Source organism: Bacillus sp. JJ1122 (assembly GCF_036964885.1).
Classification (GTDB): domain Bacteria; phylum Bacillota; class Bacilli; order Bacillales; family Cytobacillaceae; genus Mesobacillus.
The window spans coordinates 1-23,143 of record NZ_JBALQL010000043.1; the positions used below are offsets into that span (position 1 = coordinate 1).

Below are 23,143 nucleotides of genomic sequence, written 5' to 3' on the forward strand. Positions count from 1 at the left end.
AAAGATACGTCCCCGTGCTATTATTATTTAAAACGCTTTTCTCCATCTTCAACAACAAATTCTTTTTTATCCTTTGTCCGAACGACAATCTTATAAGGATCCTCTTTAACAATTGGCCAAATTTCATCTGACTTGATAAATTCCTCTGCCATTGAATACAGGTCGCTGGCGTGTTCGGCTGCCCCTTCTTCCGTGCTCTTCATCTTCATAGTGATGAAGATTCTCATCAATCCTTCTTTGCTCTGATACCCGACACCTGACACTTTGTATTTTTTATACGTTTTAAATTCATGAGCGATGCCTGATACTGCGTTACTCCAGCGTGCGTATTGCTCTCGTTTGGCCAGATTATACTTCCTGATCTTCACCTCAACATAATCCTTACCGCCTGCTGCGAGAGCATCCTCTACAGCCTTTTTGATTTCATCCACTTTTTCTTGCTTTTCAGTGCTAGGGATCTCAAGCTCTACAGATTTACTATCCCAGCCAATACTATTCTGAAAATCGAACGGCTTTAAGGCAGCTTGCACGATGGCGAACACTTCTTCACTTTCCTTTTCGATTTCGGCTTGCTCCTGCTTCCATTCTACAGAAGGTTCATTATGTTTTCTTACCTTAATATAATAATCCTCGATTCTCGTCCCTTTGAACTCCTCGTTCTGGACAATGGAAAGACCGATTTTTTTCACTCCAGCTTCCATATCCTTGACCTGCTTTTCGGATGCATCCAATGTAACGAGGATTCCTTCTTTTTTGCCCCCGACATGCTGGTTCACTTGCTTAACAGGATATCCTTCTTTTTTCAAAGCTTGTGTTAAGCGCTCCGTCAGGTTTTGCTCTTGGCTGTTAAAGATCGAGCTTAACGGAGGAATCTTCGCAACCATCTTAGCCATCGTTGGGGATACAAACCCTGAACCAACAAATAGCATGAAGCTGGCAGCAACAGCAGCCGTTGCCACCCCTGCCTTTTTCCAACCGGTCCACTGCTTTTTCAAGGCCTTATTAAAATCTACAAGCTCACTGCCAACCTTCTCCATTCTGTTTTCATCAAATTCTCCAGCCGCAAATCGCTCAGGCAAATTCTTTGTAAACTTCTCCAGTGAAACCGGGACCTTCAGTTCATCCTTTTCATATCCCATAAGATTTCTCCTCCATTTGAAAGTGGGTCTGCTTTTTCATGAGTTCTCCAAGCTTTTTCCTGCCGCGGGACAACCTTGTTTTTACCGTATTGCTGTTTTCATTGAGGATCATGCTGATTTCCTTTACTGATAAGTTTTCAAAGTAATACAGCAGCAACGGGACTCTTTGTTCATCCTTTAAATAGGTAATCAGCTGAAGCATTTCTTGCCTTGTTTCTTTTTCAACGGCCTTTTCCTGAGCGGACTCGGACATCATCTTGGAAACCGCCTCTGGATTATTTTCTAGATCCGTAAACTGGTTTCGCTTTTGCTTCCGATATACGTCGATTGAACGGGTATAGACAAGCCGGTAAAACCATGCTTTAAAATGGCGGATTTCCACATCTCGCATAATACTGAGATAGCAGTCCTCCAGGGCAATCTGGACAGCATCCTCAGCCAGCTCCCTCGAACCAAGGATGAGATAAGCCGTCTTATAAGCAGAAGATAGCAGCTGTTCGACCAGGGTGCTGAACGCATCCCCATCCCCTGCCCTTATTTGATTTAATAATTTCTGTTCCTCACTCAACTGGGCAACCTCCATTTATTTTTCTCACTAGTATGTCGATCAGACAGTGCATAATGGTTTCATTTTTAGCAAAAAAAAAATATGTAACGTTTTATTGCTAGAAGCAGAGGGACGTACCCTTCGCTTCCTTTAACAGTAGGATTTTGTATCATAATATTAAAGGATCCTATGAAAGCCTTTAAAAATAAATGGAAGCATAAGATACGTCCCCTTGATTAGCAATGGAATAAATTCATACTTGGGGGCTAGATGCCCAAGCAAAATAGGCTATTTAAGCATATCCTTTAATGATTTTAAATAATAGAGGAGGAAATTGCTTTGACACATCATTATCATCGTGTACGTCCTGGCTTCGGCGTTGGAAGACCTGGATTTGGCATAGGCAGACCTGGATTTGGTTTCGGTGGATTTGGTGGATCTGGACTTGGCTTAGGCTTAGGTTTCTTAGGAGGACTTGCAACTGGTGCATTATTGGCTCCAGGTCCTGGATTCGGATATTATCCGCCATACCCGGCTTATCCGCCTTACCCGTATCCATATCCATATCCATACTCACAATATCCAAATTATAATGTTCCATACTCTCCTTACTAAATGGAGAAAAAATAGAAATAAGGAGCGCCATCTTTTTGGCACTCCTTTTTTTCATTTACTGATTTCGTAACCATTGTTGCTTTAGAGTAGTGACTGGAACTTAAGGATTCTCGCTTTCCGCGAGTAAGACTGATAAAAAATCTAAAGTACCTGCTTTTTCATCATTAAGTTGTTCTCGGACCTCTTCTCATAACAACTCGTTGCACTTTTTTCATTCATTTATTAAAACAAAGTCCTTAAGGTAATCGCAAAGCCTACTCCCACTTAAAAACATAACTAGCCAGCAAAAACCCGCCCACTAGCCAACAACCTAATAAAAGAGTTTCGGTCCCTAATTGTAGGAAAGGTGTTCCAAGGTTCATCGTTTCCCTCAAAGCAGAACTCAAATGCGCAATCGGCAGGATCTTTACAATCGGCTGAATGATATCTGGCATATTACTGATCGGGAAGAACACGCCTCCGAGGAACAGCATCGGAAACGTAATGAATCCAGCAATCGGCCCTGCACTTTCGGGGTTTTTCGCAATTCCGGCAATAATGAACCCAAGTGACATAAACGCAAGGGTGCCAAGTACAATGAAAAAAATCAGGGCAAGCCATGAACCTGCGACCTCTATGCTAAAGACGAAATGGGCAATGAGCACGACCAGCATAGCTTGGGTTCCATTAAGGAGTAAGCGCGCCGTGATTTGAGCAGCAATGAAGGTAGAGGCTTTTAGTCTCGTTCCCTGCATTCTTCGCAAAATTCCTCTTTCACGCCAGGCAGAAATCTGGCCTGCGACTCCATTCATATTGTTGCTCATGATCATCATGGCGACGATTCCTGGTACGAGGAAGTCAACATAACGTATATTCATGGCTTCAATGCCCACCTTTTCAACGGTTACTAACGGCTTGTAGTCCACAAGGTCTTTACTGTATTGATCAATGATTCCGTTCACAACCGTTAGGCCAAGCTCTGAGGTTGCAAGGTTTTTCTCATTATAATAAACGGGAAGAGAAAAGGCTTGTTTCTCATTCTTCACGTTTGCTTCATAACCTTTTGGGATGTCAACGAGAAGCTGGATGTCTCCATTTTTCACCGCTTGTTTTCCGCTTTTGACTTTTTGATATTTTTTTATTTTTAGACCTTCATGCTTATTAAACAATTCTACTAAATCCTTCGAGGCTTCCGTTTGGTCAGAATCGACCATCCCTACTTTTAACGATAGATTGTTGCCTTTTCCGGCAAAGGATCCGAGCGCCAGCATTAAGATAATCGGGAAGAGTAACGTAAAGAATAAGACCTGTTTATTTCGAGCAAAAATCCGTAATTGCGCGATCGTTAATTGCCAATATGCTCTCATGATTCCCGGATGCTCCTTCCTGTCATATGAATGAACACATCCTCTAATGTTGCGAAGCGTGTTTGTAAATCCTCAATCTTGAACTGATGTTCCGCAGAAGCCTGGATTAAGGACGTTAAAGCAGTCTGCAGATCATCCGTATATAACTGGACGAAAGTATCCTTTATGGACACCTCTTTCACACCTTCCATTTTCAAAAACCACTCCTGCTCAGGTGGATTGCTCAAATGGAATTCTACTGTGCTAGTAGATTGGAGTTTTTTCACTAGATTGTCCGGCGTGTCAAGAGCAATCAGTTCTCCTTGATCCATGATTCCGATGCGGTCACAGAGAACATGGGCTTCATCCATATAATGCGTGGAGAGAATGATTGTTTTTCCTCGCTCCTTTAAACGTAAGACGATGTCCCAGAGGGTTCTTCTTGCCTGGGGATCAAGGCCAGTCGTTGGTTCATCGAGGAACACAATGTCTGGATCATGGATCAGTGCTAGCGCAATGGCGAGACGCTGCTTTTGCCCTCCAGACAGTCCCTTGATGCGATCGTTCCGTTTTTCAGTCAGGAGCATATCACCGATTAGTTCATCAATGTTCACATGGCTTGGATAAAAACTTCCGTACAACTTCAGGATCTCTTCTACTTTTAATAGCTCGAATAAGGAGGTGGACTGCAGCTGTACCCCAATGACCTCTTTGACTTTGTTCACTTCTTTTTTCACATCAAAGCCAGCAAGAGTTGCCGTTCCTTCATCCGGCTTTCTCAGACTAACTAACATTTCAATGGTAGTCGTTTTCCCAGCTCCATTCGGACCAAGCAGACCGAAAATTTCTCCTTTTCCCACCTGAAACGATACTCCATTAACCGCAGTGAAGGAGCCATATCGCTTTTTTAATCCTTTTACATCTACTATTATGTCATTAAGCATGACAAGCCTCCTTATAAGGGAATGATCTTGAATTTTGAAAAAACTCATCCAAAAAAAGAAACAGCCATTAGGAAGCTGTTTCCTTTCTATTATACGCGATGGTGATCGGCTCTCCAATGCTGAATTGCCTTTTTAATCTCACCTGGTGGAAGATTCTCTGACTTCACGCGCTCAACCAGCTCCAGGTATTCTTCATCTCCTGCAAATCTTAGTGCTATCACTTGCTGCAAAGAAAGCTCGGAGTCTAATTGATTCCCAGTTAATCGATAATAACGAAAATTTTCCTCATTACGGATGATTCGATCCTGTAGCTGAAGTGCATACCCTCTAAGCCTTACCGTTATTAATACAAGCATCAGCGCAAACCCTAACACAATCACACTCAACAGCCACTGACTGCCAAGATGCTGAAAGAAAAACACAAGCGATAAAATAAGTGTAATAAGTCCAAGTAAAATGATCCCAAAATGAAATATCGGGTCCATTTTTCTATGGTTTTGATAATTTTGCTCCATATTAACAACCTCCCAGGGACGTATCTAGTGCTTCTCTTCTCACTTCACATTTTGTCAGCTCTCATCAACACACCGTTCATACCGGACCTACAAGCTTAAACAGCACCTGCATTTTTCACTTTTGATTTAATTAATGTTGAAAGGTCATTTACTTTATGAGAATTCGAAAAATTTTCAAAAACAATATAATCATCATCATAATGCATCATTAACTTTTTGATAAATGGAATAGTTCCATAGACAATTCCGTCACTATCATTAAAGTTTAAAATTTTTTCATATTGAAACTCCCATTTCATGCCTTTTCCAAACATTGCATCTGCACAAAACAAAAGCTTCTCGTCTGTCGCTGCCAAAATGCCCGACCTGCTGATATAGCTCAAATCTATTTGACAGTACAAGGAAGATAGCACATTCTCCGTCTCGGTTAAATAGGTCTTTGCAGTTTCTAAATCAGCTTTCATAAATTACTTCCCCCTGTCAGCTAACAGTCTTCATTCACAACCGCTTATCTTTATTGCCAGTTGCAAACCCGTTCGAAAACATTGTTACAACCATCAATTTTAGTCCACTGAACGATTTCATCTCCTCCCCCTTACTTATTCATTACATATGCAACAAAAACCTTTAATTTCCCAATTAAAAACAGCTTTATAAAGCATATGGGATCAAATTGATTTACATTCTTAACAAGTTCTTTCCTTGCATTTATCCTTGAACACAACTCCAGGGTCCAGTTGCAAGGAGAAGATTGCAAATCATCTTTAACTCCTTATGCCCCTTCCCATTTCGCCTCCCGTATGAAACAAAAGAACCGTCCCCATGTTCACAAAAAAACTGAACAGGAAGATTCCTGTTCAGCCTCATGATTATTTCTTTTTAACTAATTCATACCCATTCTGCTGGATGGCGTATTCTACACCTTGCTGAAGACTGGAGAAGGATTGAATTCCTTCTATTTTTACGGTTGAACTTAATATTTGGATGCTCAGTTCAGCTGACACGCCGACAATAAAGCATTGGCCACCGATCAGGCGAATCGACTGGATCAATTTTTGGATGCCGTGAATGGTATATGAATCGACATGCTTAATACCCGTTAAGTCGATTAATAGGTATTTAGCTTTCAGTCTGCTAAGTTCAACTAAAGCCTTTTCAATTAAATTGCTGAGCCGCTCTTCATTGTACTTGCCAATCAAAGGGATGACAAGAATATCCTTAAGAACCGGGATGATTGGGGAGGAGAGTTCTTGGATCAAAGAGGAAAGCTCTTCCGTACGTGTTTCCACCTTTTTCTCCAATTCCATAATGCTTTCCTGCTCTTTTTTTCTCGCTAATTCATGGATGTTTTGCGAAATGGTCACATCAGATGGGAAGATCTCTATTTCATCATAATCATGGCCTTCAAGTTGGCTATGCACCATCTTATACCACATGTTTTGCTTGAAAAGACCGCTGAATATGCCTGCCCAATGACTTGGAAGCAACACTCCAGCTTTATTTTTATCGGCAAGCTTGAAAATGCGATGTTCCCAGCTATTGCGTATTCGCACGACAGCCCTTTTTTCCTCATAAGAATACTCATGAATCTCAGAGATTCCCCAGCCAGCGCTTCTGTATATATCACTATACTCATTCAACAGCTGAACCACATCGGTTCTTCCTTCATAATAAGAGCTTACAAGTAGTCCCATGCGAAAACCTGTCACTTCATATACGGTCTTCGACACATCATTTCCAGAAATTTCTTCAATCGTATTTAAAAACAGCTCGATTGCTGAATCCCAGAAAAGCAGTGCAGGGGCCCCATCAAATGTAAGTTCACCCTCCTGGTCATTCCATACGAACTCATTTTTGTTCACTCTAATCTGATAGTTTGAATTCCCCATTTTTCTCTCCCTTGATAAACTGAATTAATTCTATAATATCTTAAAACAAAGTAATATACCAATTCACTACCCTTTTATAACAAACTCTTACTAGTAGTTGAGACCGAGAATCGAAACTTTAATAACATAAAACCACATTATTTAACCATTTACTCTAAGTCATGCTCCTTTACTATTCGCCTCCGGAATGTAGCACAAGAACCGTCCCACCGTTTACATTGGGGAAATGCCAAAAAGGCTGAAGCGGTATTTAGAGGGTTCAGCCTTTTTTGTATTAAAATTATTGTGCCTTCCGCTCATATTTAATCACAAAAACCGGTTCATTTTGCATCCATTCTGCAAACAGCACATCTTCATAATGATGGATCTTCTGCTTTTCTAACTCCTTCTTCAGCCACTGTTCATCAAACCCGGCTTCTTTTAAATTTTCGCTCACTACTTCTCCGTCGACGATCAAATTAATCGGTAAACTCGGGGCATCTGCTTTGATTTTCATATCACTATTTTTCGGTGTGTCGTAATCCGCCTTAGGGAGGACACTGATCATCCCATTGGTTTCAATGATCGCATATTCTACTTCTCTCAGGGAGAAATACCCTTGCTGCCTGACTAAGCTTTGAAGCTGATTGATATCCAGCTTTGCTTTTTTCAAAGCGTCGTATTTAATTTGGCCTTTATGAACGACAATATTGGGCTCACCTTCTAATAATTTTCGTGTACCGATGAACTTTTGCGTTACCATTTCGGTTACATAAACAAGTGCCGCCCATATAGCAACGGAAAATGCAATTTCTCCGAGTCTTACTTCATGGTCATAGATGGCGTTCCCCAGCAGCTCACCCAGGATGACAGCTGAGATAAAATCGAAAGGGGTTATTTGAGAAAACTGCGTTTTTCCTTGCAGCTTTGTGGCGATAAATAAAAATACAAATCCACATGTAAGCTCTACTGCAATCGATAGATAATGATTCATCACTCCCACTCCTTTTTACCATTATGGAAAAATCCGTGGAATTTGAACCCTAATTTTTAAAAAAGTGATCGGTTTTAGGCAATGTCCAATAAATCCAATTTCTTCTATTATCTTTTCCCTTTCCATACGCCTAGTTGAAAAATGATAGCTGTATAGGTAATGAATATCGATAAGCTTACGATGATGTTCTGATGTTTTTTCCAAAGATCAAGAATCGTTTTTTGAAGGAGGTCCTTAGAATAAAGATAGTAGATGTAGACCAATACCAATGATATGAATATTAAGAAGGTAAAGCGGAGCATGTGCAGGAAGCTGATGCCTCTATGAGAATGTCTTTTTCGCTTATATCCAGTGGAACTTTGGTTAGAAAACTTTGTTTCTGCCATCGACATCACTCCTCTGATCCGATTCAAATTCTACCTTTTTATTATTCTTTGCCTTTGGAGCAATCTCCTTTGAATTCCCAAGAAAAAACAGTCCTAGCAAAGATATACGGGTTCTATTTTGAGGTGTAAATTGAAATGACAGTTTAATTAACACACGAAAAAGCATGGTAATTCGATTATTTATCTTAAACAAAGGCAGATAAGATTGAACTTCTCCCCCGTTTCCCTTTCCCTTTCCCTTATTGGTGTATTTCTTGTCCCTCAATTGAATTTCTGTTATTCCACTAATAAAAAATAACTTTAGGTAAATACTGTACATATAAAATAAGAAGGGGAATAACATGAAAACATTGTGTCTTTTTCTAATATTAGCAATTTTTTCTATGATTTCCTTATTTATTTTGACGAAGAAAATGAACGTCACTAACGTCTTTGGCTGTTATTTTTTATCCAATATTCTTATTACCAATACAGGAATAATCATTAACTTAAATTTAAAATTAACGAAGCAAGATCCCTCAAGTCAATTAATTTTTTGGACACAAAAACTTCCTGAGATGTCTCTCAAGCCAGCCTTACTTTTATGGTTAATTTATATTTTGTTCTCTAAACGTTCAATTTTCAGTAAACTTATTCATCTTTTCATATTCTTAACAGCACTTATTTCTATAGAGTTATATTTCGTTCAAATTGGTTATTTGGAATGGGTAAATTGGAATGTGTTTTATGGATATTTGAGATACAGTCTAATTATTATATTATTAGCTATTTACTCCTTTTATTTAGAAAAACTTATTAATAGAAGCAATGAGGTGAATACGACAAGATGATTTTACCTCTACCTATACATTTTGATGCAAATGAAATTTTCATTATTATTTCCACACTATTATCTTGGGCCATCATGTTTATATTACCTAGACACTTATCTGCTGTTACTATTACTATTATTTGGACATTTAATGTCTTTCTTGCTTTGTCGGCAGATATTACCATTGGTGTAAAACCAAATGACTTTTACTTTACGATCGATCATAAAACACATGAATTATTTGATGAATTATTGCACTTTGTAACTTATCCTACTCTGACTTACTTTGTCGTAAACTTCTATCAACATAATAAACCCAAGGGTTTAAAGCTTCTATTTTATATTATTTTTTGGGCAGGGATAGCAATCGCTCTAGAATGGATTTCTGTGAAATTTCATGTTTTTACATATATGGGTTGGAAATTGTATTTATCCTTTTTCGTCTATTTGGTTGTATTTACCGCTAACATTTGGCTTACGAACTTTACTGAAAAGAGACACCCTTATAAACCCAATTCAACTAATTGATTTAATTAAATCAACATTATGATTGCCGAAGTAATATTCTATAGAACTAGGCTATGCCTTTTTTGCCATGGAAGTTTATCATAATATTCATTATTTCTTTGCGATTCTATTCGTAATTTTAGTATGCTGAATGGCAAAACATTGATATACAAAAAAATAGGGTGCGAAAATCTTTGAGATTTCGCACCCTTTTAGCGTTGGATTTTGCCGTTTTTAACTCTTAAAAAGAACCCATTAAACAGAACCAGTCTTTTCAAATCAAACAAGTTCCTCCATTCTTTTATCAATGTGACTTTACGCTCCTAACAAGCTCCCTCATGGCATTCAGCTTGGCAGACAGCTCCAAAAACCAATCTTCATCTCCAGTAGCTAGCGCCAAATCTATTAGATTAAGAATTTGTTCTTTATTTCTCACATTTGAATTAGGCAATATTTTAACCATATTATTCATTATTGGAATGGTTTTGCCAACTAATTCTTGATGATCACTTGTGGTTACGGTTACCTTCGTCATTTCTTCAAGAAGATCAAATGATTCAACATAACCGATGATTAATTCCCCATCGCGTGATTGGGCCTTTATCCAGTCGCCGATTTTTAAAATGGAATTATTATTGGACATATTTTTCACCTCATTAAAAAATTCCTGCTTAACTGTAATTTTTTTTATTACATTTCCATCATGAAGAGATCTGTACTCTTCTAATTACTCTTCTTTATTGATCAGGTCGACCACTTCTTTTAAGGAATAGTTCTTTAAAAATTCCCCCAAATGTTCTTCAGCACCAAGGAAAATGGCAAATAGGACTCTTTGCATATTGGCTCCAACGACACACCGCTCATTTGATTCAGGACATTTTGGCTGCAATGCGCCTTCAGAAGTTAATTTATATATATCCCAAAGGTTCACATCGCTGAGATCGATCGCAAAAAGAAATCCTCCGCCCGTACCTTCTTTCGATTTAATAAATCCGTGCTTCTTCAACAAACTCAGCACTTTACGAATACGTACCGGATGAACGCCTGCACTCTCTGAAATCGCATCGCTTGTGGACATTCGATCCGGCTGCAGTGCAAGAAAAGTTAAACTGTGAATGGCAAGAGTAAAGTCACTGTTCATAGCCTTGGCTCCCAACATGAGGATCAATTGCAAATCCCCTTATTTACTGTAATATTATATGTTACAGATTATTTTGTCAAAGCTGCTGTTTCTATTGAATCACGCTACGTCCTCCACTGTTTCTCCACTTGCTCCTCGGCTAGACGTTTAATTTGGTCCCATTCCATTTCCCTTTTTACGATCACATTGGTTTGATAATTCTTACCTTTATAATGTACTGTAAGGAATACCTCCCTCATCTTGACCATCCTCCTTCCTTTTTTTAAAGATTAATTAGCCTTGCTTTCCCACTCGATGACAGGAAAAGTCCGAAGACTGCGTGGCAGAAAACGGCGAATTTCTTCATCGTTGTAACCAACCTGCAATCTTTTGTGGTCCTGGATAATTGGACGGCGCAGCATAGTCGGATTTTCAATGATTAATTCATATAATTTTTTAAGCGGGAGTGAATCAATATCCACATTTAATTGCTGATACGTTTTTGAGTTCGTTGAAATAATCTCCTCAGTGCCATCCTCAGTAAGCCGAAGAATCGATTTAATCTCCTCCTCTGTAAGGGGCTCCGAAATAATATTTCTTTCAACATATTCAATTTGATGTTCCTCAAGCCACGCCCTCGCTTTCCGGCAAGAAGTACAGCTCGGTGTGATATATAAAGTGACCATATATAAACAACTCCTTAATAAGGGTTATAAACTGTAATAATAAAAATTACATTTTAGATAAGACTGTATCGTAAGCTTTCATTACTTATTCAATACTGTAATATTAATCTTTACAGTTCAAGAAGTCAATATGATTTTATGCATGCGCTTCAATCTAATGAAGAATATTGTAACCACATCTAAAATAACTGAATTTCCATTAGATCTTCTTAAAAATGTTACCTCCTCACCTGTTCTCCTATTTATTCTTAAGTTTTTGGTTCTATTTAAGCTAAAATATCGGTTTTTTCGAACTAAAAAGCTTATGAATACTAGAGAAACCTCCTTTATCACCACTAAGAGTGGATTTATTACCAGTAAGATTCAGTTTATTACCAGTAAGATCAATTTTATTACTAGTAGCGGCATTCCAATGCAAGCAAAGGGACGTACCTTATGCTTCTTTTTTTAAAAAGTGCTTCCTTAGCTCCTTAATTACAATCTCGCTCCACTTATCAGTCAGGAAGCAAGAGAACCGTCCCCAAGTACCAATGAAAAGTTTTGCTTGTTTCCTATGTCACACCGTGATATAGTCATGATATGACATATTAACAAAAAGTGGAAATGAGCTGCTTACATGGATATTGAAAAAGTCTTGAAGAAATACATCCCGATGACAGAAACAGCATTTTATATCCTATTGTCTTTAGCGAAACCTCGCCATGGATATGGAATCGTTAAATACGTTGAGGAAATATCATATTCACGATTACAACTGGGATCTGGAACAGTATATGGAACATTAACAAAAATGCAAAAAGATGGTGTAATCACAGTATTTGCTGATGAAGAACGGAAAACTGTGTACGAGACGACTGAAATTGGCAGGAAATTAATCGCGGCTGAAATCAGCAGACTTAAAGAGCTTTACAAGAATGCCCTATTGCATGAGGAGGATTTTAAATGATCAAAGTCTTGAGACCGTTTTGGAGCTTTGATGTAGCAGACACTGAGAAGTGGCTTTTGGGTATGTCTGAAAAAGGGTATCAACTGGTGAAATTTAATCGCTGGACTCATACCTTTCACTTTCAAAAAAGCGCATCAAAAACAACAACGTATCGAATTGTATTTGATAAAGTGAAGAATCTATCCCTTTCCAGATCCTTATCAAATGAAGAGTGGGTCAAAGTTTCACAGTCTGGGAACTGGCATATATTCTCCAATGACAGGCCGTTTGATTTATTAAAGACTTCTCCAGTTCGTGACGGAGTAATTCAGCATAACAAGAAAATCATGTATCTTTTAAGTGCTATATTACTTTATTTCACCATAACAGCCATTATGAATATTACATTAATAAGTTTCCAAGGGGATCAAGTTGAAGTTGTCGAAAGCCCCTGGTGGCTGTTAACTTACTCTGTGTTAGTAATTGCAATCGCTCTTTCCTTTATCGGAGTGTATGCCATTATCAAAATCATAAAATCTAATAAAGGATTACAACACGAAAAAAACAAGAGTGATGTATTTAGTAATCGGCCCGAAAAAAGTCTGACTAGAAAACAGGAAAGACAATGGAAACAATCGGGCAAGATCATTGTGAAACGAAAATTCGGATGGATGTATAGTCCCGATAAACTTGAAGAATGGCTTGAAGCAATGGAAGAACTAGGTTATAACCTTTACCGCATAAGCAAACTAGGCACAACCTTCTATTTTATCGTTTCCAGCCCTCGTAAAGTTAGTTATTGTGCAGATTATCAAAATCTTGCTGACGAAAACTATTATCATATTCATAAAGATTCAGGATGGCATTGTATGTTTAGATCGCTTTCCTCCATTCAGAAATGGACGATCTGGGCTAAAGAATTCTCAGAAGGCGAAGAAAAACCACAAATTTATAGTGACAGACCTCAAGCGTTGAAACATGCCAAGCGCGTAGCATTGACATATAGTGCACTGTTTCTTCCAATCATAATTTTATACTTTTTCCTGGTGGGAATATTCATCTCCGACATACTCAACAACCGACTATTAAATTTAAATTTACTTAATAGTTTTATGTACATGCTGACCATTCTGGCATTTGGATCGTTTACAGTTTGATCCTGGTTGTATTATTATCGATTGAAGAAATAGAAACACGGGGACGGTTCTCACGTTCCAAAAAGAAACACAAGAACTGTCCCCACGTTCCAAAAAAAGAAGCACAAGAAGCGTCCCTATGCTTCCAAACTCCCTTTCAACCACTGCCGAGGCCGGTAAAAACCAATCGGTATTTGTATTAAGGTAGTTTGCCCACTTGAATCCATTTTGTATAAATCATCGCTTTTATTCGTATCAAAACCAAGAAGCGGATGCCCTCCCATTCCGAGTGCTGACGCAGTGATTAGTAATCGCTGTACGAGCATACCTGCTTCCATTTGCATAATTCGGTAGCCCCTGTAACCGAATGTATCTTTGAAATAATCCTTGTTTCCTGCTACATGCAGGCAAAGCGGTACTTGAAGTAAATTGACATTATCCATTGACAGACCTGATTGTAAAAAAAGCCGATGATCTCCCTGGCTAATTTCTCTCATAGAATGTGAAGTATGGTCATATAAATAAGCTCCGTTCGGTACTTCCTCTGCATTATATAAGCAGCCATATAGTGAAACATGAGGTCCATTTCTATAAATTACATCATCTAGATCATTACGGTACAAAAATGATTGAGTTGCTTCTTTCAAGAGAGCAGCCAGCTGCTGCTGGCTAACCTTCCCCATCATAAAATCCATTTCTGGTGAATAACGATTTTTGCATGTCTCCGCGAAATCGTACGTCAATAAATCTATGTCAGGCAGATGTATTTCTTTTTCCACGCTCCTTAAGCCAGGTTGTTCATGGAGTTTCTGAAAATCGCAGCTTGAGTGGATTTTCGATGCTTCGTTCATTTCTATTAACATAGGGTACTCTCTAATCCTGCCAGACCGTTCATAGTGTTCTAGAAAAATAATGGGCAGTTCCTTGCATAATTCTTCAGCGGTGATTTCTCGTTGAAATCCCCTTCCGTTATAAGCCCAATTGGTCGTAGCAACCGACAGTGGGATAACTGAATACACACTCTCCTCTTCTTCAGAAAGTCCAATAAGATGGTTTATTGCTGAATCAAGAAACTGGAAGTATACTCCTGACTCAAATCCAAACCGTTTGGCTGTTTCTAATAACTGGCCCATAAGTACGCCAGCATCCAGCCCCTGCAATCGATAGGAAAAGTTATTGTATTTAAAAAAGTTCTTCCAAAATCTTGTTGATACGAATGCTGTGCCAAAACAGTTCGCGATCTCACATCGATTACCGAGAGCACTTTCTAGATATGAATCAACATTTCCTTCCCGGAGTAATACCAGCTGGTGGTGGGCTGCATTATAATGGTACACACCATCCGGCAAACCCTCTACCTTTAAATACATATACAATTCGTTTGGATATAGCGCACCGCCCGAAGCTGCAAACCTCCGATAAGACTGCATTGGGTATGATTCGTTCTCAAGTGCATCCTCTGGATATACAGACTGGCTCACCTGGGTCATGCCATATACGTACCAGAGGAAATGACCGATTCTGTCCAGGTCCGGTTCTGCAGGCGCTGGAATCTCGGCAAGTGTCAGTGGTACTTCCGCAGATAATGGAATAACAGGCAAACCACGGTAGAGCTTATAAGCAAGAGGCGCATCTTCCCAATCCACTTCCCAATTTGGCTGATTGGCTCGATTAATATCAAATTGCAGATTATGCAAAAATTCTTCCAGACTCATCCTCCTAACCTCCTAGTATCTTTAAGGAAACGGATGCGGATGGTGATTAAGCTGCTCAAATGTCAATGGCTGATCGGCATACCCTAGTTCCATTGGGACTTTAAGAACCCGATCCAATCCTGTCAGGCGGGTAAGATGATGACCAAACGTCATTGGGAGCATCCCAGGAATTAACACTTTGACGCAGTGCAGTCCATTCCGTAACAATTCCGGTGCTGTTTGATCAACGACAATCACATCGAGATTCAGGCTGCGAAATACATGGAGGATATCCTTTAAGTCTTCTGTCAGGTCTGAGTTCTCTGACTTCCACTTGAATTCCTCTTTAAAACTTCGCATTGGTCGTTGGTCATCTAGCAAAAACTTGAAGCGCTCTTCTGCCTGTGGAAGCGCGTACAGCATGCCGTGGTCATCCATCTGTCTCACAAGTGAAGCATCGTTGAGCATTTTTTCATATTTCTCCTTATTCTCCTCAAATTTCTCATCAAGGCTCAGCATCATGCCAGCAAGCTCTTGTATCGCGCTTTTAGCCGCTCTTACAGGGTCTAGATGTGCTCCTGCAGCAAGGATTACATTCAGTCCTTTCTCCTTCCTGTTTTTCGCCATCGCCCAGACACTTGGAATTCCATGCTCCATAGTGGAGTTATACAAATACAAATCATACCCTGCGACTGCCCTCATCCTTTCGATCATTAATTCCAATTCCTGATCATCAGCAGAATGTGGGTCAAGACGCGGCAATTTCAACTGCGCATACCAGGTCAACAGGAATGAATCTCGTTCGACTACTTCCATGATTCCATAAAAAATTGCCTCCTCCCTGCTGCCGCCCAGTGCGCAGCCATTGGAGGTTTCATAAACAAAACCGGCTGATCCGCAGCCCAAACTGTAATAGGAAAGGAGCTCAGGTACGAGAATCGGCCGTTCTTCGATTAACGAGTAACCCCAAACCCAATCAATCGGTCGGTCAGGATCAAACTTCTGGAAAGGGAATCCAGGCAATTCATACTGTTCATCAGTGTGTACTCCAACCTTCAATGGGTTTAGTGCGTGTTCCTCGAGATACCGGTAACTTTCATGAACCACCGTCCGTTTACCGCGCGGCTGTAGACCGCAGTGACGTTCCAGTCCTTCCAGAATGGCCGTCAATTCGCTCTCTGCATAGACTTGAGTCCGTCCGGCAGTCCCTTCGTCGCCTGAGAACATTGGCAGATTGACACTCGCATCGGCAAATGGCGTCACCAGGTCATACATCTTGCTGTTGAAAAGACCCATCCGATTATCGAGATAATCTTTTACAAGGACTTGCTTCAGTTCATCCAGCGGTGTACAGCGAAAACTGTCAGCATGGATTTTCGGGCTAGGCTGAAGTGAAACACAAGCCAATTCTGGTGAATCATCCGGTACCTGGCTGCAGACCGGGCATAACGAGTCGGGGACAAAGGAATGCCAGGAGCTGTTCAACGTTTTTAATTCGGTTAAAAACACTCTTCCTTCAGTACGTGCCTCTTTACCTTCTAAAATCTTGCTTGCTTCGGCAACGATTATGTGCGTCATCTTTAATAAACCGGTGTTTGAAGCCCACGGATCTCTTGTAATTCCTCCGTTCTCAGCTAGCTTTTGCTGCACCTCGAGCATTTCATTCCGTTCCTGCCCACCGAGAAGACGCCTCAAATCCGCACATTGAGAGCATCCCGGTGTGTTAGGTCGAACGAGAGGACCAACTATTCCTTCTCCAAACGCAACGAAACCTCTCAGCCACGATATGGATGTCTGTTTCATCACTTCTTCTGCCATTTGATGATCGGCTGGTTTCCAGGTATCATGCAATACCAGAACTAAATCAGTATTTAATGGGATTCTTTTTTCAAAATCAATCTGTCGGAAAACGGGATAGCTTGCTGATAAGTCTTCACATACCCGGTCTGCCAGCCATCCCTCTCCTACAATTACCACGAAGGAACTCATTTTAATTCCTCCTCTCGCAGCAGAACACCGAACACCCCTTCTAATTCCTGTTTAAAAACGGGTTCAAGGTCTAATTCGTATACCACCAGCTGCTTTTGATTTCTTTTTAAGACTTCGATCGCTTCCTTCAAATTCTCAGGCTGTATTGTTTCTCCACAAGCAGGAATGGCGATCCTCTGCACTTCCCTTTCATCAAAAAACACGGATGCCTCCTCTAAGGCAATTGAAGAGAAAGCATCAAAATCGTTCTGAGCTTTGAAGAGCGCATGCTGCAGAGATTTCCTCAGCGCCATTGTAATGTTCAAATCAGCATTTCCATACCATCCATCTCTAGTGCCAACATAAACGACAGGGAAACCATTCAATTCTTCTGCTAATCCGATCATTGGCTCTTCTTGCATCGTGGAAAGTGCCTTTAAATAAAACCCGCACCTTTCATCCTCAATCGTATCCAGCTGCGCAAGTAAAATTGTATTAGTTTGATTCTGCTGTTGTTTTCTTAGCTGCTCAGCCAAACACTTTTGCAGCCCACGGCCAACACTCTCGGCAAACGTTTCTCCCGCTCCGATTGCGACAAATTCATCACTATGATGAGGAACAATCATTCTTCCCAGTCTTGAAGCATAGTCCTCTATTCCGGTTAGGGCAGCCTCTCTCCGTGCTTCTTCATGGGTAAAACCGCTGCAGAGCACCTCATCCAACAATTCTGCCGGCCCCTCTGACAGCGCATCGACTGGCTGAACACGGCACTGCGCTAATGGCAGCTGCTTTGAATCCCCTTCCTCCCAAATATGAAAAAGCCCAGTTTCTTTTGATGTCAGCAGGCTGAAGAAATACAGCAGTTTTTCTGGCTCCACTCTTTCTGAGCGGAGTTCAACCCGCATTTCAAGACTTTCTACTTTTTCAGCTGTGATATTTCCTGTCTCTAGTGGATGTGGTAAAAACGAATGCCAGCTTCCTTCAAGAGTCTCTAAATCTAGCATAAAGATTCTATTTCTCTGGTTTGGCTTTGTAACTCCTGTTGCCTCTTTAAAAAATTCAAAGACTATCATATTCGCAAGCATCGCTCCAGATATTGCTGATCCAACAGGAATCTGCCGTTCTTCCAATACCGAAGAGTGCAAGCGCCTCCATGCAGAATCCCATCCAGCCTCGGAATCAGGATGAATGATTGGGCCAGCTATCCCAACCATTTCGTTGCAAACTGCAGGAAGAAACAATTTCTTATCTGTCCTGCAAATCGCATGGAGGAGGTCCAGCTCCCCTAAATTCCCCTTTTGCGTGACATATAAAACCGAATCGAATGGCTTTATAGTTTCCCGCCACCCATCTTCATTCATGATAACCTCCTGCAACTCCACCTCAGGGTCCGTTTTACGGGCATGGGCAACGAGTTCCATCAGCCGGCCTCTGTTCGTCGGTACCTCATCGGTAATGAGTACATGCAGCTTCGCTGATCCTGTTTCAATCAGTGAAGAAACCAATGAGGTCAAAAACGGACCGGATCCCACTGCCAGAACATTCTTCTTGCGAAAGGCTTCAAACCTCGAAGCACCTGAATCTGATAAACTGTCGACAAACTCAATTTGGGACGCAAATTTTTTCACCACTTGTTCAGGCAGTTGGTGCGGAAGGTCCATGCTCACATCTCGCACAAAGCCATTCCGATACAATACCTCAGCAATCTCAAGTACCCGGTCTTTATAAGGCCCAGGCAAACCGTTTGTCAAATACTCAAGTGAATACTCCCCATTGAACATCGGCAGCAGCTTCTCGACCCATTGATCGATTCCATTTCCTTCGATTCGGAAAGAACATTGATTGTTCCGAAAATAAACGCCGCTATTTGGTTCAGGGAGATAAAACGTGTCCCTCTTCACTTTTAATCGCATAGAAGGGTCCAATTTTTCCATGCCGCTCCTCCTTTGCCCCTGCTAATCTCATCTGTTTTATGACTGTCATTAACATCGTATGTATCTCAATTTGTCCGATATGTCATTGGCTACCAAGAAAAAATAGCCCCTGCGTTGATTGCCTGCAGGGGCTCTTCACTTTAGAATTTATCGTTCAACCATCCGCTTAACGATGGCAGCGTCCGCAACCGCCACATCCGCCACAACGCATGCATCCTCCGCATCGGCCACAGCCGCCGCAACGGAAGCATCCTCCACAACGGAAACAGCCACCACAGCCAAAGCAGCTAAAGAATGGGAAACCGAAACCTAAGCCAAAGCATCCTCCACATCCTCCAAAACCACCTAAGCCGAGGAAAATCCGCTCGTCACCAGCATTATATTGATTTTGATCCCAAGTAATTGGCTGAGTCGCCTGGAAATCACCAACATTCAGCCTTTGAAGTTCACTGTGAAAATCATTCATCATCTACATTACCTCCCAAACAATTTACCAATGGCTCTAGAGACTAGAAACAAAAAAGTCGAGCTTACTACAAACAATTCTGTATACAAGGTAAATACATTAATAATTGAGAACACTCCCCAACAATTTATGTACTATGGGTGGGTATTGCCACTGATACAAAAGCCTATTTTCGTAAGAACATGGGTGAACATGGGGACGGTTCTCGTGTTCCAAATACATCCGAACATTCGCTGAGGTTCACCCGTCGCTTGCTTTTCCTTGTTTGCACATTTCCTCATCAATTAAATAGAAATTGATTTTATCAGTGACTAGTTAAAATATTTTACTAGTAATAATCGAATCAAAAATAGTCACATACCAGCCAAAGATGTAAAATAAAATTGTATTCGAACATATTTTAGGAGGCTAAAGCCTATGAAAAACCATGAAATTGATTACAAGATTTATGGGGATGACATGCAGTTCGTGGAAATCGAGCTGGACCCAAATGAAACGGTAGTGTCTGAAGCGGGAAGTCTGATGATGATGGATGATCAGATCCAAATGGAAACCATCTTTGGTGATGGCTCAGGCGGCAACGGTGGCATGATGGGAAAATTATTCGGTGCCGGTAAGCGGATGCTGACAGGAGAAAGCTTGTTCATGACGACCTTTACCAACACTGGGCATGGCAAGAGACATGTCAGCTTTGCATCGCCATACCCGGGCAAAATTGTTCCTATGGATTTAAATCAGCTTGGCGGAAAAGTCATTTGCCAGAAGGATGCGTTTCTGGCTGCGGCAAAAGGTGTCACAGTCGGCATCGAGTTTCAAAGGAAGATTGGTGCAGGATTTTTCGGCGGCGAAGGCTTCATTATGCAGAAGCTCGAAGGAGATGGAATGGCTTTTGTTCACGCCGGCGGAACGATACATAAAAAAGAACTTTTACCAGGTCAAGTTCTCAAGGTCGATACAGGCTGTCTTGTCGCGATGACGAGCAATGTCGATTACAACATCGAAATGGTCAAAGGAATCAAAACAGCGTTATTTGGCGGGGAAGGTCTATTTTTTGCAACCCTAAGAGGACCAGGAACAGTATGGATCCAGTCCCTTCCATTCAGCCGCCTGGCAAGCCGCGTATTTGCAGCAGCTCCTCAAGCAGGAGGCCAAAACAGAGGAGAAGGAAGTGTCCTCGGCGGAGTATTCAGAATGCTAGATGGAGATTGATCGTAACCATGGGGACGGTTCTGATGTTTCAAAATGGAACATCAGAACCGTCCTTGTTTTTTTACTGATCATTCAATCCTTTTCCACTGAGAATTTGCTCTATATACTTCTCAACCCTTGAAGTTCGTGTTTTGGATTGTTTGGGTTGAGAAAAATAAAGAAGGTATGCTCGTTGCCGTCCTGGCGTCAATGCTTCAAAAGCAGTTTTCAAGGCAGCGGTTTCATCGAATTTGATTTGAAGTTCCTCAGGAACTATGTATTCCGTAGTTTTTTTAAAATCCACTTCCAAACCGGCTTTTTCTACTTCAATGGCTTCATAAATATAGGCTTTCAAAACGGTTTCTATTTCAGTTATTTCTTGAACATTCGTAAACCGAATCTGCCGCGCCGCCTGCACATTCTCCGTCTGCTGGATTAAAATATTATTCGCATCCTTTAACAAGGCTCCTTTATGAAACAAAAGCGCACAATAATCTTTAAATCCATGGATCAAAACGATATTTTTATTCTCAAACGTGTAGCAGGGATGCATCCACTTAAATTCTTCGGTCAGCTCACAGCCACAGTCGAGAACGATTTTTCTCAACGTTTCATATTCTTCCTTCCATTTATCAGCCTTACTTAAAAATTCATCAACCTTAGGATTCAATCTATTATTTGTCATCAAGGAACCCCCATGAACATGGGGACGGTTCCGGTGTTCCAAAAGGAATATCAGAACCGTCCCTGCGTTTTTTATTGAGATACATACAAAATTTGATAAATCGCTCCATTTAATTCTTTTACTTGTTCAACATCATTTATAAAGTAGAACGCTTCGTACTTCCATTTGTCTGGGTTGTAAATCACGATATATTCAGTATCTGCGATTGCTGGAATACTCTCTTCTATTTTATCTTTTAAATTATTTAAGCTTTCCTGCGGTTTTATTTCTCCTTTGATTTGAAAAAGATATGTATTCTCCTTGATTCTAGAGGTAGTTGTATCAATGAGCGGGACACCAATATTTACGTTTTGCCATCCAAAGGAGTTGAGTATATTGTCGTAGTAACCGTTAAATAAAAACTTGTTTAGTCCATTGCTGCCTTTCCAAAGATAGAATGGGCAATAACTATTTTGCAAATTGTGATTGATTCCCTTTTCGGTTATTAGATAGAGCTTGAATTTCAGGTCTTCAAATCCGTCTGTTTTATGACCATTATTTCTTACCCGTTCTCTGATTATTTCCATATCATAATCACTAGGCAACGTAATCTTATATTGAGTGGCGATCATTTATTTATTCCTCCTGATTACTGAAGTGTTGAAAAAGCTTGAATGGATGATTGCTCATACACCAATTACTTAACCATTTTAAAAACTGAGCTTCTCCCCATCATCAGGAACAATGACATTCGTTAATTCATTTGCCTCAACTGACTCCTTTAATGTGCTCCGTTTCAATAAACAATGGTTCCATGTCTCCATATGGACAACTACAATGACGGAATCTGATGCAAGGCTGCTGACTTTCTCTATGTCATTAAAGCCCATTGTGATTGGATCTCCTGTCAGGAATTGAGCTTCCCCGCCATTTAAAACGATCACTTTAGGTTTTGTGGTCTTTATAGCATCCTCTACCTCATCGCACCACACAGTATCACCGGCAATATACAGTGTCTCTTCAGCTTCAGTCGCTAAAACAAATCCCGATACTTGGCCCATCGCCTCTGCCAGTTCACCAGTACCATGTCGGCCACCGGTTCTTGAAAGCTTGATCCCGCTCCATTCCATTTCCGTTTCCACCTTCATTACATTGGTAAAACCAAAATCGAGAAGCTTCAAATCATCTTCCGGCTGGCAAAAGACTGCCATTTCCTTTGGCAGGGCTTGTATAGCAGCATCATCCAGATGGTCTCTATGTAAATGTGTGACAATGAGTGCATCGACATCTTGAATGACTTCTTCAACTGTAACAGGAAGATTAACCAAAGGGTTACGATCTTCATTAGCAGCATTGGAAACTGGATCAAGGCTTCCCTTTTGGCTAAACATAGGGTCTACCAGAAAAGTAAGGTTATTAAATTTGATTTTCAAAGTAGCATGTCTGATTAGCTGGATCTCCATCTTTATTTCACTCCTTTTTTTTATGGTTATTTAAAAGTTTTCTCCAAATGAACAGAGTGCCAATCCAATAGTAGTTCAATACCACAAGATTAAGCAGTATTTTCCCGATGATCAGTCACTGGAGGAAGGAATAGGTAATCTCCTTTTTCATTTTAAAAGAAATCAGATAAATTTATAAGATTAAGCTTTCGACAATTCGTGTAAATGCAAAAAACGGCAGTTCTCAAACTGCCGCTGTTCCATCGGTT

The 23,143-nt window shown here is 40.5% G+C and carries 25 protein-coding genes; 5 read left to right on the forward strand and 20 right to left on the reverse strand.

Features of this window, described 5'->3' with window-relative positions; all coding sequences use genetic code 11:
* Window positions 1-23: 23 nt before the first annotated feature.
* Window positions 24-1,139: a DUF4179 domain-containing protein gene (locus V7201_RS21120; protein ID WP_335378725.1), complete on the reverse strand. Its 1,116-nt coding sequence runs from the start codon at window positions 1,137-1,139 to the stop codon at window positions 24-26.
* Window positions 1,129-1,707, reverse strand: coding sequence for an RNA polymerase sigma factor (locus tag V7201_RS21125; RefSeq protein WP_335378726.1), 579 nt, complete (start codon window positions 1,705-1,707; stop codon window positions 1,129-1,131). Before V7201_RS21125 ends, V7201_RS21120 begins: the two co-directional genes overlap by 11 nt.
* 318 nt (window positions 1,708-2,025) lie before the next feature.
* Here V7201_RS21125 and V7201_RS21130 point away from each other — a divergent pair, with 318 nt between their 5' ends.
* Window positions 2,026-2,301: a hypothetical protein gene (locus tag V7201_RS21130; protein ID WP_335378727.1), complete on the forward strand. Its 276-nt coding sequence runs from the start codon at window positions 2,026-2,028 to the stop codon at window positions 2,299-2,301.
* Between the two features lie 254 nt (window positions 2,302-2,555).
* On the opposite strand, the gene V7201_RS21135 is transcribed toward V7201_RS21130, so the two are convergent.
* The 7 genes from V7201_RS21135 to V7201_RS21165 form a co-directional block, all read right to left on the reverse strand.
* Window positions 2,556-3,647 (reverse strand): ABC transporter permease, encoded by a 1,092-nt coding sequence (locus V7201_RS21135; protein WP_335378728.1) that lies wholly within the window; start codon window positions 3,645-3,647, stop codon window positions 2,556-2,558.
* Window positions 3,644-4,570: an ABC transporter ATP-binding protein gene (locus tag V7201_RS21140; RefSeq protein ID WP_335378729.1), complete on the reverse strand. Its 927-nt coding sequence runs from the start codon at window positions 4,568-4,570 to the stop codon at window positions 3,644-3,646. Before V7201_RS21140 ends, V7201_RS21135 begins: the two co-directional genes overlap by 4 nt.
* A gap of 89 nt (window positions 4,571-4,659) precedes the next feature.
* On the reverse strand, window positions 4,660-5,085 hold the full coding sequence (locus V7201_RS21145; protein ID WP_335378730.1) for a DUF6526 family protein: 426 nt from the start codon (window positions 5,083-5,085) through the stop codon (window positions 4,660-4,662).
* A gap of 95 nt (window positions 5,086-5,180) precedes the next feature.
* Complete coding sequence (locus V7201_RS21150; RefSeq protein WP_335378731.1) at window positions 5,181-5,549, reverse strand: PH domain-containing protein; 369 nt, start codon at window positions 5,547-5,549, stop codon at window positions 5,181-5,183.
* 405 nt (window positions 5,550-5,954) lie between these two features.
* On the reverse strand, window positions 5,955-6,974 hold the full coding sequence (locus V7201_RS21155; protein WP_335378732.1) for an STAS domain-containing protein: 1,020 nt from the start codon (window positions 6,972-6,974) through the stop codon (window positions 5,955-5,957).
* Between the two features lie 280 nt (window positions 6,975-7,254).
* A complete protein-coding gene (locus V7201_RS21160; protein ID WP_335378733.1) occupies window positions 7,255-7,947 on the reverse strand; it encodes a DUF421 domain-containing protein in 693 nt (230 codons plus the stop codon).
* Between the two features lie 107 nt (window positions 7,948-8,054).
* A complete protein-coding gene (locus V7201_RS21165) occupies window positions 8,055-8,333 on the reverse strand; it encodes a hypothetical protein (RefSeq protein ID WP_335378734.1) in 279 nt (92 codons plus the stop codon).
* An 826-nt stretch (window positions 8,334-9,159) separates the two neighbouring features.
* Here V7201_RS21165 and V7201_RS21170 point away from each other — a divergent pair.
* Window positions 9,160-9,672: a hypothetical protein gene (locus V7201_RS21170; RefSeq protein ID WP_335378735.1), complete on the forward strand. Its 513-nt coding sequence runs from the start codon at window positions 9,160-9,162 to the stop codon at window positions 9,670-9,672.
* A gap of 283 nt (window positions 9,673-9,955) precedes the next feature.
* On the opposite strand, the gene V7201_RS21175 is transcribed toward V7201_RS21170, so the two are convergent.
* The 4 genes from V7201_RS21175 to spxA all read right to left on the reverse strand — a co-directional run bounded on the left by V7201_RS21175 (window position 9,956) and on the right by spxA (window position 11,457).
* Entirely contained in the window at window positions 9,956-10,294 is a 339-nt protein-coding gene (locus V7201_RS21175; protein WP_335378736.1) for an IDEAL domain-containing protein, read from the reverse strand.
* An 84-nt stretch (window positions 10,295-10,378) separates the two neighbouring features.
* Entirely contained in the window at window positions 10,379-10,792 is a 414-nt protein-coding gene (locus tag V7201_RS21180; protein WP_335378737.1) for an RrF2 family transcriptional regulator, read from the reverse strand.
* 104 nt (window positions 10,793-10,896) lie between these two features.
* Entirely contained in the window at window positions 10,897-11,031 is a 135-nt protein-coding gene (locus tag V7201_RS21185) for a BA3454 family stress response protein (protein ID WP_335378738.1), read from the reverse strand.
* 30 nt (window positions 11,032-11,061) lie between these two features.
* On the reverse strand, window positions 11,062-11,457 hold the full coding sequence (spxA, locus tag V7201_RS21190) for a transcriptional regulator SpxA (protein WP_335378739.1): 396 nt from the start codon (window positions 11,455-11,457) through the stop codon (window positions 11,062-11,064).
* Window positions 11,458-12,073: 616 nt separating this feature from the next.
* Here spxA and V7201_RS21195 point away from each other — a divergent pair.
* Both V7201_RS21195 and V7201_RS21200 read left to right on the forward strand, forming a co-directional pair.
* On the forward strand, window positions 12,074-12,403 hold the full coding sequence (locus tag V7201_RS21195; protein ID WP_335378740.1) for a PadR family transcriptional regulator: 330 nt from the start codon (window positions 12,074-12,076) through the stop codon (window positions 12,401-12,403).
* On the forward strand, window positions 12,400-13,539 hold the full coding sequence (locus V7201_RS21200; RefSeq protein WP_335378741.1) for a DUF2812 domain-containing protein: 1,140 nt from the start codon (window positions 12,400-12,402) through the stop codon (window positions 13,537-13,539). The genes V7201_RS21195 and V7201_RS21200 overlap by 4 nt, the downstream gene beginning before the upstream one ends.
* 116 nt (window positions 13,540-13,655) lie before the next feature.
* On the opposite strand, the gene V7201_RS21205 is transcribed toward V7201_RS21200, so the two are convergent.
* The 4 genes from V7201_RS21205 to V7201_RS21220 form a co-directional block, all read right to left on the reverse strand.
* On the reverse strand, window positions 13,656-15,233 hold the full coding sequence (locus tag V7201_RS21205; RefSeq protein WP_335378742.1) for a SagB family peptide dehydrogenase: 1,578 nt from the start codon (window positions 15,231-15,233) through the stop codon (window positions 13,656-13,658).
* A 21-nt stretch (window positions 15,234-15,254) separates the two neighbouring features.
* A complete protein-coding gene (locus V7201_RS21210; protein ID WP_335378743.1) occupies window positions 15,255-17,201 on the reverse strand; it encodes a TOMM precursor leader peptide-binding protein in 1,947 nt (648 codons plus the stop codon).
* Window positions 17,198-19,114, reverse strand: a complete 1,917-nt coding sequence (locus V7201_RS21215; RefSeq protein ID WP_335378744.1) for a putative thiazole-containing bacteriocin maturation protein — start codon at window positions 19,112-19,114, stop codon at window positions 17,198-17,200. The genes V7201_RS21210 and V7201_RS21215 overlap by 4 nt, the downstream gene beginning before the upstream one ends.
* Window positions 19,115-19,280: 166 nt before the next feature.
* The gene (locus V7201_RS21220; RefSeq protein WP_438825091.1) at window positions 19,281-19,583 is read right to left on the reverse strand and encodes a heterocycloanthracin/sonorensin family bacteriocin; all 303 of its coding nucleotides are present in this window, start codon (window positions 19,581-19,583) and stop codon (window positions 19,281-19,283) included.
* A gap of 414 nt (window positions 19,584-19,997) precedes the next feature.
* Between V7201_RS21220 and V7201_RS21225 the strand changes: the two genes are divergently transcribed.
* A complete protein-coding gene (locus tag V7201_RS21225) occupies window positions 19,998-20,789 on the forward strand; it encodes a TIGR00266 family protein (RefSeq protein ID WP_335378745.1) in 792 nt (263 codons plus the stop codon).
* A gap of 61 nt (window positions 20,790-20,850) precedes the next feature.
* On the opposite strand, the gene V7201_RS21230 is transcribed toward V7201_RS21225, so the two are convergent.
* From V7201_RS21230 to V7201_RS21240, 3 genes are all read right to left on the reverse strand, one after another.
* On the reverse strand, window positions 20,851-21,453 hold the full coding sequence (locus V7201_RS21230) for a YdeI/OmpD-associated family protein (protein WP_335378746.1): 603 nt from the start codon (window positions 21,451-21,453) through the stop codon (window positions 20,851-20,853).
* A 71-nt stretch (window positions 21,454-21,524) separates the two neighbouring features.
* Entirely contained in the window at window positions 21,525-22,064 is a 540-nt protein-coding gene (locus V7201_RS21235) for a DUF4865 family protein (protein ID WP_335378747.1), read from the reverse strand.
* 78 nt (window positions 22,065-22,142) lie between these two features.
* Window positions 22,143-22,895, reverse strand: a complete 753-nt coding sequence (locus V7201_RS21240; RefSeq protein WP_335378748.1) for an MBL fold metallo-hydrolase — start codon at window positions 22,893-22,895, stop codon at window positions 22,143-22,145.
* Between the last annotated feature and the right edge of the window lie 248 nt (window positions 22,896-23,143).